Annotated in this window: 14 protein-coding genes; 9 read left to right on the top strand and 5 right to left on the bottom strand. The window is 64.6% G+C overall.

Features of this window, described 5'->3' with window-relative positions:
* The first annotated feature begins 228 nt into the window (after positions 1–228).
* Positions 229–1,185 carry an alpha/beta fold hydrolase gene (locus KUF59_RS37155; protein WP_212460462.1) on the top strand — a complete coding sequence of 319 codons (957 nt, stop codon included), beginning with the start codon at positions 229–231 and terminating at the stop codon, positions 1,183–1,185.
* A 21-nt stretch (positions 1,186–1,206) separates the two neighbouring features.
* Here the strand turns inward: KUF59_RS37155 and cycA are convergent, their stop codons facing one another.
* Positions 1,207–1,614 (bottom strand): cytochrome c-550 CycA, encoded by a 408-nt coding sequence (gene cycA, locus KUF59_RS37150; protein ID WP_212460463.1) that lies wholly within the window; start codon positions 1,612–1,614, stop codon positions 1,207–1,209.
* A 264-nt stretch (positions 1,615–1,878) separates the two neighbouring features.
* Here cycA and KUF59_RS37145 point away from each other — a divergent pair, with 264 nt between their 5' ends.
* Both KUF59_RS37145 and KUF59_RS37140 read left to right on the top strand, forming a co-directional pair.
* Entirely contained in the window at positions 1,879–3,372 is a 1,494-nt protein-coding gene (locus KUF59_RS37145) for an FAD-linked oxidase C-terminal domain-containing protein (protein ID WP_212460464.1), read from the top strand.
* 42 nt (positions 3,373–3,414) lie between these two features.
* On the top strand, positions 3,415–4,566 hold the full coding sequence (locus tag KUF59_RS37140) for an acyltransferase family protein (RefSeq protein ID WP_212460465.1): 1,152 nt from the start codon (positions 3,415–3,417) through the stop codon (positions 4,564–4,566).
* A 48-nt stretch (positions 4,567–4,614) separates the two neighbouring features.
* On the opposite strand, the gene KUF59_RS37135 is transcribed toward KUF59_RS37140, so the two are convergent.
* Positions 4,615–4,953 (bottom strand): putative quinol monooxygenase, encoded by a 339-nt coding sequence (locus KUF59_RS37135; protein WP_212460466.1) that lies wholly within the window; start codon positions 4,951–4,953, stop codon positions 4,615–4,617.
* Positions 4,954–5,179: 226 nt separating this feature from the next.
* Here KUF59_RS37135 and KUF59_RS37130 point away from each other — a divergent pair, with 226 nt between their 5' ends.
* The 4 genes from KUF59_RS37130 to KUF59_RS37115 all read left to right on the top strand — a co-directional run bounded on the left by KUF59_RS37130 (position 5,180) and on the right by KUF59_RS37115 (position 9,584).
* A complete protein-coding gene (locus tag KUF59_RS37130) occupies positions 5,180–6,421 on the top strand; it encodes an FAD-binding protein (protein WP_212460467.1) in 1,242 nt (413 codons plus the stop codon).
* Positions 6,418–7,743 (top strand): glycolate oxidase subunit GlcF, encoded by a 1,326-nt coding sequence (gene glcF, locus KUF59_RS37125; protein WP_212460468.1) that lies wholly within the window; start codon positions 6,418–6,420, stop codon positions 7,741–7,743. The genes KUF59_RS37130 and glcF overlap by 4 nt, the downstream gene beginning before the upstream one ends.
* Positions 7,744–7,821: 78 nt before the next feature.
* Positions 7,822–8,190 (top strand): histone, encoded by a 369-nt coding sequence (locus tag KUF59_RS37120; protein ID WP_212460469.1) that lies wholly within the window; start codon positions 7,822–7,824, stop codon positions 8,188–8,190.
* 383 nt (positions 8,191–8,573) lie between these two features.
* A complete protein-coding gene (locus tag KUF59_RS37115) occupies positions 8,574–9,584 on the top strand; it encodes a TorF family putative porin (protein WP_212460470.1) in 1,011 nt (336 codons plus the stop codon).
* A gap of 238 nt (positions 9,585–9,822) precedes the next feature.
* Here KUF59_RS37115 and KUF59_RS37110 read toward each other — a convergent pair whose 3' ends face one another.
* Entirely contained in the window at positions 9,823–11,577 is a 1,755-nt protein-coding gene (locus tag KUF59_RS37110; RefSeq protein ID WP_258767858.1) for an ABC transporter ATP-binding protein/permease, read from the bottom strand.
* 296 nt (positions 11,578–11,873) lie between these two features.
* Between KUF59_RS37110 and KUF59_RS37105 the strand changes: the two genes are divergently transcribed.
* Positions 11,874–13,538 (top strand): L-lactate permease, encoded by a 1,665-nt coding sequence (locus KUF59_RS37105; RefSeq protein ID WP_212460472.1) that lies wholly within the window; start codon positions 11,874–11,876, stop codon positions 13,536–13,538.
* A gap of 124 nt (positions 13,539–13,662) precedes the next feature.
* Positions 13,663–14,061, top strand: a complete 399-nt coding sequence (locus tag KUF59_RS37100) for an META domain-containing protein (protein ID WP_212460473.1) — start codon at positions 13,663–13,665, stop codon at positions 14,059–14,061.
* Positions 14,062–14,100: 39 nt separating this feature from the next.
* On the opposite strand, the gene KUF59_RS37095 is transcribed toward KUF59_RS37100, so the two are convergent.
* Together KUF59_RS37095 and KUF59_RS37090 are read right to left on the bottom strand one after the other, a co-directional pair.
* Positions 14,101–14,718, bottom strand: coding sequence for a hypothetical protein (locus tag KUF59_RS37095; protein WP_212460474.1), 618 nt, complete (start codon positions 14,716–14,718; stop codon positions 14,101–14,103).
* 222 nt (positions 14,719–14,940) lie between these two features.
* Positions 14,941–16,152 (bottom strand): hypothetical protein, encoded by a 1,212-nt coding sequence (locus tag KUF59_RS37090; protein WP_212460475.1) that lies wholly within the window; start codon positions 16,150–16,152, stop codon positions 14,941–14,943.
* Positions 16,153–16,205 lie beyond the last annotated feature (53 nt).

Below are 16,205 nucleotides of genomic sequence, written 5' to 3'. Positions count from 1 at the left end.
TGGCCGAACCGACCGTGGCGATTATATGGACGAGGCGATGACGGTCGCATGAAGCCGATGCCGTCGGTCCGAAACCTGCGGGAATGGCGCTGATTCTATTATGCTTTTTAACGTCAAAGATGCCCCCGCTATCCACAGACCGTACTTTCCCTGGAACCGACGACGGGCGAAACTGTCATCGGTTAGAACCGTAGCTGTCGTGTGCCCAAGTTTTCCCGGACCATCTCCATGACCATGATTCTCGTCGTGACGGCGCTGGCTGTGCTGGCGCTGATCACGCAAGCCGGAGTCTGGGCGGTCGAGCGCGCATATCCGCCGCCGGGTAAGATGGTCGAGGTGGCCGGCGCAACGCTGCATGTCGTCGATCTCGGCCCGCGCGATTCCGGCCCGCCGATCGTGATGCTGCATGGCGCGAGCTCCAATCTCGAAGCGATGCGGCGCCCGCTCGGCGATCTCCTGGCAAAGGATCATCGCGTGATCCTGATCGATCGTCCCGGCCATGGCTGGAGCACGCGGGCACGGCGCGCGGATTCCACGCCCGACGTGCAGGCGCGCATGATCGACGAGGCGCTTGCCAAGCTCGGCATCGCGCGCGCCATCTTCGTGGTGCATTCCTGGAGCGGAGCGCTCGGCACGCGGCTCGCGCTCGATCATCCCGCCCGTGTCGCGGGCCTCGTGATGCTCGCACCGGTGACCCATCCCTGGCGCGGCGGCGTCGGCCGCTACAACAGGATCATCGCAACGCCGGTGATCGGCCCTCTGCTCGCCTACACGGTCACGCTGCCGCTCGGCTATTTCCTGCTCGATCCCGGCGCGCAAAGCGTTTTCCTGCCGCAACTGATGCCGGATGGATTTGTGAGGGACTCAGCGACGCCGCTCTTGCTGCGCCCGCGCGAGTTCATCGCCAACGCCTACGATCTGGTGACGCTGAAGGAGGCCGTCGCCGCGCAAGCTCCGCGCTATGGCGAGATCAAGGTGCCGACGGTGATCATCGCGGGCGAGCCCGACAAGACAGTGTCGACCAATATTCACGCCCGGCCGTTTGCCGCGACGGTCGCCAATGCAAAACTGATCGTGCTGCCCGAGCTCGGCCACATGGTGCAGAACGCGGTGCCGGATCTTGTCAAGAGCGAGATCGAGGCGCTGATCGCGAGGATCGTTCCGATGGCGGCGGCCGCCGATTAGCGGCCGCCGGGCCTTGGGTCGTTACTTGACCTTCCCGTCCTTGTCGTACTGGGCGATGAAGGTCCAGAGATTGTTGATCTCCGTCTCGTTCTTGATGCCGGCGAATGCCATCTTGGTGCCGGGGATCTTGGCCTTCGGGTCCTTGATGTATTCCTTGAAGGTCGCCTCGTCCCAGGTGATGCCGGAATTCTTGTTCGCGTCCGAATAGCTGTAGTCCGGCGCAGTCCCGGATTTGCGGCCGTTGAGGCCGTTGAGCTCGGGGCCGACCTTGTTCTTGGCGCCTTCGCCGATGGCGTGGCAGGCCAGGCACTTGTTGAACGACGTCTTGCCGGCTGCGGCGTCCTGCGCCATGGCACTGGAAGAAATGGCGCTGGATGCTGCGGCGGTCATGGCGAGGGCAACCAGTGCGCCCAAAGTCAGTTTTGTCATAGGATGCTCTTCGTCTCTTCCCGGGGTCAGATTGAGGGTCGTGGTTTTGGCAGGTCCGCTGTACGTGGACAAGCCGTGAAACCTTGGCAGGTTTCACGATGCCAGACTTGCCCCAGAGAGAACTTGCGCTGCAACAAAGCAATGGGACCTTCGGATGACCATCCCAAAGCCTTACTCAGAGACTTGCCCAAGGCCTTGCCCAAAGCCTTGCGGACATGATTGATTTGTCGGCACAAATTGCGCCGGCGAGGAGAGTTTCTGACTATGGCCATCATGATGCCTGCGAGCGACACCGCGGTCCTGGCGCGCCGCAGTGAGATCGTTGCCGCTCTTCGCGCGATCGTGCCGGGCGAGGGCGTGATCGACAGTCCGGCGGAGATGCGGGTCTATGAGTCCGACGGGCTCACGGCCTATCGGCAGCCGCCCATGGTTGTCGTGCTCCCTGACACCACCGAGCAGGTGTCGCTGGTTCTGAAATATTGTGCCGCCGAGGGCATCAAGGTGGTGCCGCGCGGGTCCGGCACGTCGCTGTCGGGCGGCGCGCTGCCGCTCGAGGACGGCGTGCTCCTGGGGCTCGGAAAGTTCAAGCGCATCCGCGAAATCGATTTCGACAACCGCGTCGTCGTCACCGAACCCGGCGTCACCAATCTCGCGATCAGCCAGGCGGTCGCGCATGCCGGCTTCTACTATGCGCCCGACCCGTCCTCACAGATCGCCTGCTCGATCGGCGGCAACGTCGCGGAAAATTCCGGCGGCGTGCATTGCCTGAAATACGGCATGACCACCAACAACGTGCTGGGCTGCGAGATCGTGCTGATGAGCGGCGAGATCTTGCGGATCGGCGGCAAGTCGGCCGAGAACGCCGGCTACGACCTGATGGGCGTCATCACCGGCTCGGAAGGCCTGCTCGGCGTCATCACCGAGATCACGGTGCGCATCCTTCAGAAGCCCGAGACGGCGCGCGCGTTGATGGTCGGCTTCGCCGAAGTGGAGGCGGCCGGCGAATGCGTGGCCCGCATCATCGGCGCCGGCATCATTCCCGGCGGCATGGAGATGATGGACAAGCCCGCGATCCACGCGGCGGAGGCTTTTGTCCATGCCGGCTATCCGCTCGATGTGGAAGCGCTCCTCATCATCGAGCTCGACGGTCCCGCGATCGAGGTCGACGAACTGATCAAGCGCGTGGAGGCGATCGCGCAAGCCTGCGGCTCGACCACCTGCCAGATCTCGACCTCGGAAGCCGAGCGCAATCTGTTCTGGGCCGGCCGCAAGGCGGCTTTCCCGGCCGTGGGTCGCATCTCGCCCGATTATCTCTGCATGGACGGCACCATCCCGCGCGGTGCGCTGCCCAAGGCGCTGGCGCGGATCCGCGAACTCTCCGAAAAGTACCAGCTCGGCTGCGCAAACGTGTTCCATGCCGGCGACGGCAATCTGCATCCGCTCATTCTCTACGATGCCAACAAGCCCGGCGAGATCGAACGCGCCGAGGCCTTTGGCGCCGACATCCTGCGGGCCTGCGTCGAGTTTGGCGGCGTGCTCACCGGCGAGCACGGCGTCGGCATCGAGAAGCGCGACCTGATGCCGGAGATGTTTTCGGAAGTAGACCTGAACCAGCAGCAGCGGCTGAAATGCGCCTTCGACGCGCAGGGCCTGCTCAATCCGGGAAAGGTGTTTCCGACGCTGCACCGCTGCGCCGAGCTCGGCCGCATGCATGTCCACGCGGGTAAGCTGGCGTTCCCGGATATTCCAAGGTTCTGAGGCGGTCGGCATGTCGGCCCTTATGTCGGTCCTGGAGTCGGCATGGCGGACGATCCGATAGGCGCCGCGATGGAGTCGCGCCCTGCGTCGCGGCTCCTGTTCATCGACAACATTCGTTGGAGCATGATTCTGCTCGTGCTGAGCATGCATGCATCCGACACCTACAGCCCGTTCGGTAATTGGTACTATGTGGACCGGCAGGCGACGGGGTTTGCTACGGCGCTTTTCTTTGGCGTCTACCAGAGCTTCCTTCAGGCCTTCTTCATGGCGGCGCTGTTTTTCATCGCCGGTTATTTCGCCGCTGCGTCCTTCGATCGAAAGGGCCTTGCGACCTTCGTCCGCGATCGGTTGGTCCGGCTTGGTCTGCCGACGCTGCTCTTCATGTTCGTGATAGGGCCGCTCACGCAGTATTTCCTGTCGCAAACCTGGGGGAAGGGCGGCTTCGGCCATCAGTGGCTGACCCATCTGGAGGATGGCGAGTGGCTCTCCGAGACGGGGCCGATGTGGTTCTGCGCAGTGTTGCTGCTGGTCTCGCTGCTGTATGGCCTGATCCGCCGCACCGGATGGTGCGAACCGCAACTCGCGCTGCGCGGCTGGGGAATCGTCCTGTTCAGTGCGGCAATGGCGGCCAGCGCGTTTGCCGTCCGCATTGCGGTCCACGCCGATGCCTCCGTGTTCAACGTTCACCCCGGCGACATCCCGCAATATGTTCTCATGTTCGCAGCTGGCAGCCTCGGCTATCGCGGCAATTGGATGCTTGGCGTCGCCGAACGCTCCTGCATCCGGTGGGGACTGCTCGCGCTGTCGCTCTCTGCGCCGCTGTTCGCGGCGCTCGTGCTGTTCGGCGGCGGCCTGCACGGCGACACGGCGCTCTATGCGGGTGGGGTCAACCTCGTCAGCGCCGGAAAATGCCTGTGGGAAGCGCTGGTCTGCGTCGGTATGGGTCTCGTGATGCTGGCCGTCTACCGTCGTCGTTTTGATGCGCAGGGCCCGGTCGCCAAATGGCTCTCGGACAACGCCTTCGGCGTCTACCTGATCCATCCGCCGATCCTGATCGGCTTCGCTCTGCTCCTGCATGCGCTGCCGCTGTTCGCACTCACGAAGGCGCTGCTGCTGACGATGCTGGCCGCGATCGGGAGCCTGGCCGTCTCGGCGTTGCTCCTGCGCAAATCGCCGCTGCGCGCGATCATCTAGTCGCGCGACGCCGCGGTCCGGTCCGAACCGCGGCGTGCGAGCCCGTTACTACATCAGCGCGTATTGCGTGCGCTCGCGTTTTGCCAGCAGCTGCAGCGCCTGGCCGGCGATGTAGGTCTTGAAATGCGCGCTCTCCTGATGCGCCCTGAAGGCGGTTTCGTCGCGGAACAGCTCGTAGAACAGGAACTGCGCCGGGTTGTCGTTGGCGCGGCTGATCAGGAACAGCTTCGCGCCGGGCTCGCTCTGCGCCTGCGGGAGGAAGTCGCGCAGGATTTTGGCGACGTTGTCGGCCTGTCCTTCCTTGGCTTCCCACTGCGCCACGACCAGAAGGCCGCCGCCTGTGGTCGCTTCTCCGATGGTGCGCTGGTCCATTGCGTGCTGGTTCATGATTGAACTCCTCTTGGTGTCCAGGAACAGTTCGATCAAAGACGAAATTTGGACGGAGATGTTTCGATCATGATCGAACTGAGGATGTCGCGCCGGGCGGGTTGGCGAGATGCGGCGCGGTCGGCTGAAGGGGTGTCGATCGCGCTTCCTTCCGCGCCGCATCAAGGGCTCTCCCCAGTCGCGCGCGAATTGATTTCCGCCGCGAATTTCGCTACCGCCTTTTCCCGTGGATACGCTCAGGGTACGAGACGCCAAAGACGTCGAAGAGGTGGTGCGCGCGGCGATTGCCAACGAGCAGCCGCTCGAGATCATCGGCCATGGCAGCAAGCGCGGAATCGGCCATGCCATGGCCACCAACGCCGTGCTCGACGTCTCCGCGCTCAACGCCGTGAGCTCATATGAGCCCAACGAGCTGATCATCACGGTCCAGGCCGGCGCGCCGCTGGCCGACGTGACGTCACTGATCGATTCCAAGAACCAGCAATTTGCCTTCGAGCCGATGAATACGGCGCCGCTCCTGGGCGCGCCCGGCCACGGCACGATCGGCGGCATGATCGGCGTCGGCCTTGCCGGGCCGCGGCGCATCCGGGCGGGCGGGGCGCGCGATCATCTCCTCGGCGCGCACGCGGTTTCCGGTTTTGGCGATAGCTTCAAGACCGGCGGCAGGGTGGTGAAGAACGTCACCGGCTACGATCTCTGCAAATTGCTGGCGGGGTCGTGGGGCACGCTGTCGGTCATGACCGAGGTGACGCTGAAGGTCATGCCAAAACCCGAGGCCGAGCGGACGTTGCTCTTGCGCGGCCTGGACGATGCCGCCGCCAACAAGGCGATGACGTCTGCACTGGGGTCGCCGTTCGACGTCTCCGGTGCCGCCCACCTGCCGAAGTCGGCGTTCCGGGCCAAGACCGAGGGGTTGGGCGCGATCGCCTCGCAGGGCGAGGCGTTGACGGTGCTGCGGCTCGAGGGCATCACAGCCTCCGCCGCCCACCGTGCCGCATCGCTGCGCGAATTGCTGGCGCCGTTTGGAACCGCGGTGGTGGTCGAGGACGACGTCTCGGCGACGCTCTGGGCCGCGATCCGCGACGTGCTGCCGTTCGCCGCCAACGGCGCGCTCGGCGCCTGGCCGGTGTGGCGGATCGTCTGTCCGCCGGCCTCGGGCGGAACGCTCGGCCAGCAATTGGCGCGCGAGACCGGCGGCGACGTGCTCTACGATTGGGGCGGCGGGCTGGTCTGGGCGGCGCTGCCGCCGAACGCCGATGCGCATGCGGCCGCGGTGCGCCGCCGCGCGGACGCCGTCGGCGGTCACGCCATGCTGGTTCGCGCCAGCGAGGACGTCAGGCGCAGCGTCGCGGTGTTCCATCCGCAGCCGTCAGGCATCGCCGCCCTGAGCGAACGGGTGCGGGCGAGTTTTGATCCGAAGACCATCCTCAACCGGGGGCGCTTGACGCGCGGCGCGGCGGCGGCATGAAGACCGAATTCTCACTGGCACAGCTCGCCGATCCCGATATCGCGGAAGCCGACAAGATCCTGCGCGCCTGCGTGCATTGCGGCTTCTGCACCGCGACCTGTCCGACCTATGTGCTGCTCGGCGACGAGCTCGATAGCCCGCGCGGCCGCATCTACCTGATCAAGGAGATGCTGGAGAAGGACCAGGCGCCCACGGCCGACGTGGTCAAGCATATCGACCGCTGCCTGTCGTGCCTTGCCTGCGTGACCACCTGCCCCTCAGGGGTGAACTACATGCACCTCGTCGACCAGGCCCGGGTCAGGATCGAGGAGCGCTATCAGAGGCCGGTTGCGGAACGGCTGTTGCGCGCCGTGCTCGCCTTCGTCCTGCCGGATCCGGGGCGCTTCCGCGCCGGCATGTGGCTGGCGCGGCTCGCCCGGCCGTTCGCTGTGCTCTTGCCGTCACCGCCGCCATCGGCCACGCCCGGCCTGACCTCGCGGCTCAAGGCGATGCTCGCGCTCGCACCCGGCCGTTTGCCGAAGCCCGGGCCTGCCGCCGGCAGTGTCTTTGCGCCGCTCGGCAAGAAGCGCGGCCGGGTTGCGCTGTTGCAAGGTTGCGCCCAGCAGGTGCTGGCGCCGCGCATCAACCAGGCGGCGATCAACCTCCTGACCCGCCACGGCGTCGAGGTCGTGCTGGTCAAGGACGAGCAATGCTGCGGCGCGCTGACCCATCACCTCGGCCGCGACGGCGACGCGCTGGCGCGGGCACGGGCGAACGTCGCGGCGTGGCGCGCCGAAGCCGCAAAGGAAGGGCTCGACGCCATCCTGGTGACGACGTCCGGCTGCGGCACGGTGGTCAAGGACTACGGCTATCTCTTGCGCGAGGACCGCGACTTCGCGGCTGATGCCGCGCATGTCTCGCAGCTTGCAAAGGACATCACCGAATATGTCGCTGGCCTGCCGCTTCAGACAACGACGCGGCGAGACGACTGGCAGGACAACGTCGTCGTTGCGTATCACTCGGCTTGTTCACTGCAGCACGGACAGAAAATCAGAGAGCTTCCGAAAGAATTGCTTTCCAAGAATGGATTCGTGGTGAAAGATGTCCCGGAGAGCCATTTGTGTTGCGGTTCGGCGGGGACTTACAACATTCTCCAGCCCGACCTTGCGGGCAGGTTGCGTGATCGCAAGGTCGCCAACATCGCGAGCGTCAAGCCGGACATGATCGCTGCGGGCAATATCGGCTGCATGGTGCAGATTGCCGGCGGCACGTCAGTTCCGGTCGTGCACACGATTGAGCTTCTCGATTGGGCGACGGGCGGTTCGCGGCCGACCTTGAACTGATCGGCTGGTGCCGCGCCCGGAGGTGGACGACTGAAGACGCCCGATCGATCATTGTTCGGCGGCAACAGGAGGATCACGATGGCGAAAGCGAAGAAGAAGAAAAGCAAGAAGGCCAAAAAAGCCAAGAAGGCTGTAGCGGCGAAGAAGACCGCCAAGAAGAGGACCAAGAAGGCCGCGAAGAAAGCAGCCAAGAAGTCTGCAAAGAAATCCGCGAAGAAGTCGGCCAAGAAGGCCGCACCGAAGAAGGCTGCGAAGGCGGCGGCTCCCAAGAAGGCTGCAAAGAAAGCCGCTCCCAAGAAGCGCGCAGCAAAGAAGGCTGCCCCGGCTCCGAAGCCCGCAGCCCCGGTAGCAGCTCCCGCAGCTCCCGAGCCCGTACCGGAGACGAGCTGGGCGACCCCGTCAACGACCGCCGATGCTGCGTCCCCGCCCGCTGAAGGGCAGGGCTAGCCGCCGCTCCACATCTATCCTGGGACCTGCCAGCAGAAGGGCCGCAGCGGTAACGCTGCGGCCTTTTTGCATCGCCGGGCGGTCATCGAACCGGTTCCTCTGATTCGCGATGGCGTCCTCCCCACACAAGCGGCCGCCCCGTAGCAACACGGGCTCAGAGCGCGCCTTGGAATGCAAACAATGTGGTCGGGATGCAACACATGCCGACAACCTTTGCCGGAAACGTCAGAACGCCTAAAAAGTCGGCAGTTGCTTGCGTTTTTTGCTTCACTGTCACAGGCCCCCAGACCAGATTGCGGTTGTAAGAAATTTCGCAGTCAGGTCGCATGCCCCGGGGGGCGCCGGGATCGGACTGGCCTTAAAACTCGGTGATGGGGATCGTTATGAAAAAGTTGGCTTTGTTGGCAACGGCGCTGGCAATGGTTTCGGGTTCGGCTCTTGCGGCGGACATGCCGGTGAAGGCCGTGAAAGCGCCGCCGCCGCCGGCTTTCGATCCCTGGGATATCGCCTTCGGCGGCGGTATCATGAGCGATTACATCTTCCGCGGTATCACCCAGTCGAACCACAAGCCGTCGGTCACGGCCTATTTCGAGCCGCGCTACAACGTCACCAAGGACCTCCAGCTCTATATCGGCGCGTCCGCTGAAAGCATCTCCTTCCCGAACCGCGCCGCGGCCGAGGTCGACATCTACGGCGGTATCCGCCCGACCTTCGGCGCCTTCGCCTTCGACATCGGTGTCTGGGGTTACCTGTATCCGGGTGGCACCTGCTACTTCGGCGCTCCCGGCATTGACTTCGCCGGCAACTTCCAGGGCGCCGACTGCGCCGAGAAGGCCCTGCTCAACACCAACGTGATCAAGAAGAACCTCAACTTCTTCGAAGTCTACGGCAAGGTGACCTACACCGTGAACGACAACTGGGCGTTCGGTGTGAACGAGTACTACACTCCGAGCTATTTGAACTCGGGCGCCTGGGGCAACTACACCTCGATCACCGGCAAGTACACCGCGCCCAGCACCCTGTTCGGTTCGAGCGGCGTCGGCATGTTCATCTCGGGTGAGTTCGGCCGTCAGTGGCTCGGAACCTCCGACAGCTTCTACGGCACCGCCGCGTTCCCGAACGGCATCAAATACGCCGACTACAACACCTGGAACCTCGGCGTCGCCTTCACCTACAAGGTGTTCACGCTGGACCTGCGCTACTACGACACCGACCTCTCGAAGGGTAACTGTAACGCCTTCACCAGCGACTTCTCGGCGCGCGGCAACATCACCGCCTCGACCGGTACCTTCGTGACCCCGATCAATCCGTCGGGTGTCGGCTCGAACTGGTGCTCCGCCGCCGGCGTTGCCAAGCTCTCGTTCGACCTGACGGCGATGACCAACCTGAAGTAAGGTTTCTCCCTGAGACGACTGAAAAGGGCGGCAGATTGATCTGCCGCCCTTTTTGTTTGTGGACGATCGCTGCGCCACCAACTCCGTCATGCCCGGGCTTGTCCCGGGCATCCACGTTCTTCATGCGGCGGGAAAGGTCGTGGATGGCCGGGACAAGCCCGGCCATGACGATCCTGGAAACGCCAACGGGTAACCCCGGTAGGACGAACTGGTCTCGGTGCAGTTGCCGGCGCGCCCCTCAGCGCGCCTCTGAGCTGGCCGGCTCGCTGACGCCCTTCAGCACATGCAGATCGCCGTCCCGAACCAGCGCGACGTTGCGGGTGTGGAAGGCCTCGAGGGTGGAGCGGTGACCGATCGAGACGATCGTGGTCGACGGCAACTCCTCCCTGAGCAGCCGGTAGAGCTGCGCTTCGGAAGGTTCGTCGAGCGAGGCGGTCGCCTCGTCGAGAAACAGATAGTCCGGCTTATGCAGCAGCGCCCGTGCCAGACCCAGCCGCTGTTGCTCGCCGAGCGAGAGCATCCGGTTCCAATGGCCATCCTCCTCCAGCCGCACAGCAAGCTTGGGCAATCCGACCGCGACCAGCGCATCGCGGATCTGCCCCGGCTTGAACACGTCACGCCCGGCCGGATAGACGATGGCATCGCGCAGCGGGCCGACCGGGAAGTACGGCCGCTGCGGTAGCATCATCAGCCGCGCTTGTCCGGGGATCGCAATGGTCCCGTTGCCGAACGGCCAGATGCCGGCAATGGCGCGGAACAGCGTCGACTTGCCCGAGCCTGACGGGCCCGTCACCAGCACGCGCTCGGACGCGCCGATGGTGAAGTCGACGGCGGTGACCAGCGGCATGCCGTTCGGCAGCTTGACCAGCAACTGGTCGAGCCCGATCTCGCGGGAGCCCGCGGCGGGCGCAATCGCGATCGCTTCCCCTTGTGTCGGACGCTGCGTGGCCGAGGCGATCGACATCTCAAAACCGTCGAGGCGCGCGACCACGGCGCGCCATTCCGCAAGCGATCGGTAGGCCGAGACGAAGAAGGACAGCGCCTTCTGCACGCTGCCGAAGGCGGACGCCGTCTGCACCATCCCGCCGAGCTGGATCTTGCCGGCGAAATAGGCCGGCGCCGTCAGGATGAAGGGAAAGATCACGGCGGCCTGGGCGTAGCTGGTGGTGAAGGCGGTGAGGCGCTTGGTGCGGCTCATGATGGCGTACCAGTTGCCGACGACGAAGCCGAAGCGGTGCAGCAGCCGCTCGCGCTCGGCCCGCTCGCCGTCCAGAAGCGCGATCTGCTCGGAGTTTTCGCGGACACGAACCAGGTTGAAGCGGAAGTCCGCCTCGTAGCGCTGCTGCTCGAAGTTGAGGTTGACCAGCGGCGAACCGATCCAGTGCGTCAGCGCGGTGCCGAAGATCGCGTAGACCAGCGCGCCCCAGACCAGGTAGCCGGGAATCGCCAGATCGACGCCGGAGATGTGCAGCGGTGCCGCATTGGACAGCCCCCACAGGATGATCACGAAGGAGAACAGCGTCACGATCGCCGAGAGCAGGCCGATCCCGAGGGTCAGCGTCTGCTCGACGAAGGTCTTGACGTCCTCGGTGATGCGCTGGTCCGGGTTGTCGGCAGCGTCGCCCTTCAACTGCATCCGGTAGTGGGTGGCACTATCGAGCCATTCGCCGAGATAGTGGCGGGTGAGCCAGTTGCGCCAGCGGATCTGGAGCCATTGATTGAGGTAGAGCTGGTAGACCGACAGCGCCACGCTCGCGCTCGCGAGCACGATGAAGACACCGACCTCCCAGACGAAGCCGTCCCAGTTGCGATCCTGAAGGTAATTGTAGAAGCGGCTGTACCACTGGTTCACCAGGACATCGATCGCGACCAGCGACAGTTCGATGAGGATGACAGCGGCCAGCAGGCCGCGGCCGGCCCATTTGTCCTCGGATCGGAAATAGGGGGCGGCGATACGCCCAACGGTCGCGAGCGTCGCGCGGATGTTGTTCACAGACTTGGATCTCCTGCGGGATGGGCGCAAATGCCTGAGCTAACGGCAGAAATAAGCGCGCCTAGACTAAAGTTGCAAATCTCACGATTTGCGTTGGCACGTCCCTGCTGGCAACCCTAGCATGGACAAAATGTCGCGGGGTGGGGACCGTCAGGGACTTCGCGAGCTTGTGAGCAGGGCATGCTCCCGGGGATGCCAAGCGGCTCGACGTCTTAAGGCGCCTTCGCTCCGTGTCAATCATGCCGGACCGTCCACGCTGGCCGGCATGTCGCAAAAGCGGCGTGGGGGAGATGACTATGTGGAATCAAATCTACGACCCGCTCAACAGCGCTGTTTTGTCGACCATCGCGGCGGCGGTCCCCGTCGTCACGCTCCTGGTCCTGATCGCGAGCGGCCGCGTCCAGGCGCACATCGCCGCCGTCATCGCCGTCATCGTCACCAACCTCATCACGATCTTCGTTTTCACCATGCCGGCGAACATGTCGATCCGCGCCTCCGTGCTCGGCATCGTCACCGGCTTCTTCCCGATCGGCTGGATCGTCCTCAACGTCATCTTCCTCTACCAGGTGACGGTGACGACGGGGCGCTTCGAATTGTTGAAGCGCGCGGTCGGCGGCGTCACCGAGGACCGGCGCCTGCAACTGCTCCTGATCGCGTTTTCGTTCGGCGCGTTCTTCGAAGGCGCCTCGGGTTTTGGCACGCCGGTTGCGATCACCGGCGCGGTGCTGATCGGGCTCGGCTTCTCGCCGCTCGCAGCCTCCGGTCTGTCCCTCATCGCCAACACGGCGCCGGTCGCCTATGGCGCGCTCGGCACGCCGATCCAGGGCCTTGCACAGGTCACCGGGCTGGATCCCTACATTCTCGGCGCGATGGTCGGACGGCAATTGCCGTTCTTCTCGCTGATCGTGCCGTTCTGGGTGGTCTGGGCGTTCGCGGGCTGGAGGGGCATGAAGGACGTCTGGCCGGCGATCCTGGTCACCGGCGTGTCGTTCGCGATCCCGCAATTTGTGATCTCCAACTTCATCAACCCCTGGATCGTCGACATCGGCGCCTCGCTGATCTCGATGGGCGCGCTGATCCTGTTCCTGAAAGTGTGGCAGCCGAGGCAGCTCTGGCTGTCGCCGGCGTTGCGCGGCCGCGACGAATCCGCGGCGACGATGGCGGCGGCAAAGCCGCTCGACAAGACGCCGCTCACGCAGGGCGAGCTGTTGAGCGCGCTCCTGCCGTGGATCATCGTCTGCATCGTGATGCTGGTCTGGGGCAGTGGCTGGTTCAAGAGCTGGGCGAACGCGATCTTCGTCTGGAACTATCCCGTTCCCGAACTGCACCAGATGATCAACAAAATGCCGCCGGTCGCGGCGAAGCCGACGCCGGAGGCTGCGGTGTTCGGCTTCACCTATCTGTCCTTCACCGGCACGGGCATGCTGATCGCCGCGATCATCTCAGGCTTCCTGATGGGGGTCGGACCCGGCAAGCTGCTCGTGCAATATGGCCGCACCATCCGGCTGTGCGCGATCTCGCTGATCACGATCTCGGCGATGCTTGCGATCGGCACGCTCACGCGCCTGTCCGGCGTCGACGCGACGCTCGGTCTCGCGTTTGCGGCCACCGGCGTGCTCTATCCCTTCTTCGGCACGCTGCTCGGCTGGTTGGGCGTGGCGCTGACGGGATCGGACACCGCCTCCAACGTGCTGTTCGGCAACCTCCAGAGGATCACCTCGGAACAGCTCGGCCTGTCGCCGGTGCTGATGGCGGCGGCCAACTCCTCCGGCGGCGTGATGGGCAAGATGATCGACGCGCAGTCGATCGTCGTCGCCTCCACCGCGACCAACTGGTACGGCCACGAGGGCACGATTCTGCGCTTCGTGTTCTGGCACTCGATCGTGCTAGCCTGCTTGGTCGGTGTGCTGGTGACGCTGCAAGCCTATGTCTGGCCGTTCACGGCAATGGTTCTGAAATAGCCGGACGTATCAGTTGCAGCGACATCTCCGCGGGGTCTGCACCCCGCGGAGGCGCCGGCGAACCTTCTCAAGCCCGTCGTCGTCTTATAGAAGGTGCGGCGGATCAGGACGGTCGAGGGATTTCATGGTTTCGGTTCAGCGGATCATTTGTGCGGTTGCGACGGTGGTGCTGATGTCAGGCATTGCGCAGGCCGCCGACGGCTTTCCCTTCGGGACCGAGATGACGCTGGAGGCCTTGCCGCAGCCGGGCTCCAAGCGCGTGCCGAACATCGAGATCGGCGACAATGGCGAGGTGGTCCTGGAGCTCTGGTGCAAGGCCGCCAAGGGCCAGTTCTCGATCGCCGGCAACACCGTGATCTTCGTCCCCGGCCAGGTGCAGGACCGCTCCTGCCCGCCCGCCAAGGCGCAGGCCGATGACGAGCTCGTCGCAGTGCTGGCCGAGGCCGCCACCTGGAAGCGCCAGGGCGAGATCGTCACCTTCATCGGCGCCAAGCAACTGCGTTTCCGCATCAACGGGAATTAGGCTGCGGGAGCGGCGGCAGCGGCCGGTTTTAAGTCGCCGTCAGCGCGTCGCGATCAGTCCGTTCGCGGTGGCGACGATCCAGAGGTCGCCCCAGCGCACGATGGAATCGACGCGTCCGATCCCGGGAATGACATCGCCGCGGGCGGCCATCCGCACGCCATCGGGACCATCGAGAACGGCGGTGCCGTCGCGGACCTCGACGACCGACCATCCCGGAATGGTGCTCGGCCGCGTTTCCGGGGCCGGCAGCAGGGGCTGCTGCATCGCCAGCGCGACACTGGGTGCGTTGATGGTGGTGGTCGTTGCCAGTGCAGGCAGACGCGGGGCGGCGGTGGCAGATTTGGGAATGCTGCCGGTCACCACAGGATCCGAGGCCACTGTCCGCCTTGCAACGCTGCTTGGCCGGACGTTGGTGGTGCGCGGCGCAGGCGTCTCCTTCCGGGCAATCTGGCTCGGCGCGGGCGGACCAGCGACGTCGTGCCAGATCAGCGCGCCGGCCCATCCCAGCGCGAAGGTCGTCGCCAGCGCGGCTGCGGCCAGCGCGGACGTGCGCAGGCGGTCGCGCGCGGGTTCCCGCAACAAGGCGACGGCATCGTGATTGGCGCTCGAGAGGTCCCAAAACTCCGTCGCTGGCGTGGGCGAAGAGGCGCTGGCCATGTCACCTGGCCAGATACTTCCGGGAATCTTCGGCTCGCTTGTGTGCATGGCATCGCCAAGGGTATCGCCAAGGGTTCGGACCAAGCGATGATGTTCCCATGAGCTGAATCAGCCCTTAAGAATTGGCGGCCGAACTGTGGCAAATGATGTCGGCGATGCCGGGTGCAGCAAACACGACATCATCGCAGCTATGGCCAGTTCAGGCTGTGCCTTGGCTTTGGCCTACTTCCACACCGATTTGTCGGCATCCCAGCGCTGGCCCTTCAATTCCCTGGCGAGCGCTTCGATCGAGCCGTTGTCGTCGGGCTGTTCGCCCTCTTCGTCGGCGCTGGTCTCGTCCGACAGATTGAGTTTTGCGCCGTTGCTCTCGTCGGCGGTCGTGACCTGTGGACTGCCGATCCACAGCATCAGCCTGTCGGAGGCGCCGGGCTTGTCTGATGAGACGAGGCCCGCGACCTCGATCGTGTCGGTGAGCTCCAGCGCCGGGAAATCCTTGTTCGGCCGCTTGAAGGTGAGCTTGAGCTTGCCGGTTGCGGCGTTGAAGCTCGATGACACCGGCTTTGCGGCGAGCGTCTTGCTGAGAACGTTGGAGACGGCGGCGGCGAGCTTGTCCCTGGCGATCTTGTCGCCCTCGCGCCAGTCGGCGGCGGCAAAGCGGATGGTGCGGTCCATCTCGACCATGCCGGCGGTCCACCCCGCAGCGGTCACGCCCGGCGTCGCCTTGAACTTTGCGAGCAGCGCCCCGGCCCGCTCGGGATCGACCGACATGTTGATGGTCTGCTCGCCGGCGCGCAGCGCATCGCAGCCGACCGAGAGGCTTGCGAGCGTCACCTCGACGTCCTGGCCCTTCAGGCTTTTGAGGAAGTCGGTCGCCGCATCGAGCTTGACCTTGACTGCGATCGCCTCCGGCGAGACCTCGGTAAAATCCTTCGGCTGCGCGGTGATGCCGTCATCGGTGGTCTGGTTGTCCAAAAATTCCTTCTCGCTGAGGTCGGAATTGTCGGGCGAAGTCACCTCGGTCACGACACCGCCGATCGAGATCTGGCCGCGGAACTCAAAAGTGTCGCCGCTCTGCTTGCGCGCCAGTTTTATGGTGACCGGCGATTTCTCGCCAAAACTTTGCGTCGTGCCCGTCAGCGTCTGGCCGTTCACCTGGAGGTTGGCAACGAAGCGGTCCTTGCGATCGGAATTCTTCGCGATCGGGTAGCAGACGTCGAGCACGGCTGATGTCACCGTCTTGCCCTGCCGGGTTTCCTTGAGGACCACGTCAGCATTGCCGTCCATCAGCCCGTCGATCGAGGTGAAATAGCGCGTCTCGGGCCCGCCGGGTCCCGCGGCTTTCGGCGACAGCTTCATCTGGGCGGAGGCGACGTCGGGCGATGCCGCGAGCACGGCGACCAACAGAGCTGTCGAGCAAACCAGAAGCGCGCGCATCGATGAAATCCTCAGACGAGATCAGAATCGGGCGCCACCGTAGTGGGTTTTCG

It is taken from the genome of Bradyrhizobium arachidis (assembly GCF_024758505.1).
In the GTDB taxonomy this organism is placed as follows: domain Bacteria; phylum Pseudomonadota; class Alphaproteobacteria; order Rhizobiales; family Xanthobacteraceae; genus Bradyrhizobium; species Bradyrhizobium manausense_C.
The sequence above is the reverse complement of the archived record's forward strand: the minus strand, read 5'-3'. Positions and strand labels throughout refer to the sequence as shown.

Coding starts and splice junctions, on each gene's coding strand:
- KUF59_RS37155 (WP_212460462.1), top strand. CDS start 229: ATGACCATGATTCTCGTCGTGACGGCGCTGGCTGTGCTGGCGCTGATC.
- cycA (WP_212460463.1), bottom strand. CDS start 1,614: ATGACAAAACTGACTTTGGGCGCACTGGTTGCCCTCGCCATGACCGCC.
- KUF59_RS37145 (WP_212460464.1), top strand. CDS start 1,879: ATGGCCATCATGATGCCTGCGAGCGACACCGCGGTCCTGGCGCGCCGC.
- KUF59_RS37140 (WP_212460465.1), top strand. CDS start 3,415: ATGGCGGACGATCCGATAGGCGCCGCGATGGAGTCGCGCCCTGCGTCG.
- KUF59_RS37135 (WP_212460466.1), bottom strand. CDS start 4,953: ATGAACCAGCACGCAATGGACCAGCGCACCATCGGAGAAGCGACCACA.
- glcF (WP_212460468.1), top strand. CDS start 6,418: ATGAAGACCGAATTCTCACTGGCACAGCTCGCCGATCCCGATATCGCG.
- KUF59_RS37120 (WP_212460469.1), top strand. CDS start 7,822: ATGGCGAAAGCGAAGAAGAAGAAAAGCAAGAAGGCCAAAAAAGCCAAG.
- KUF59_RS37115 (WP_212460470.1), top strand. CDS start 8,574: ATGAAAAAGTTGGCTTTGTTGGCAACGGCGCTGGCAATGGTTTCGGGT.
- KUF59_RS37105 (WP_212460472.1), top strand. CDS start 11,874: ATGTGGAATCAAATCTACGACCCGCTCAACAGCGCTGTTTTGTCGACC.
- KUF59_RS37100 (WP_212460473.1), top strand. CDS start 13,663: ATGGTTTCGGTTCAGCGGATCATTTGTGCGGTTGCGACGGTGGTGCTG.
- KUF59_RS37095 (WP_212460474.1), bottom strand. CDS start 14,718: ATGGCCAGCGCCTCTTCGCCCACGCCAGCGACGGAGTTTTGGGACCTC.
- KUF59_RS37090 (WP_212460475.1), bottom strand. CDS start 16,152: ATGCGCGCGCTTCTGGTTTGCTCGACAGCTCTGTTGGTCGCCGTGCTC.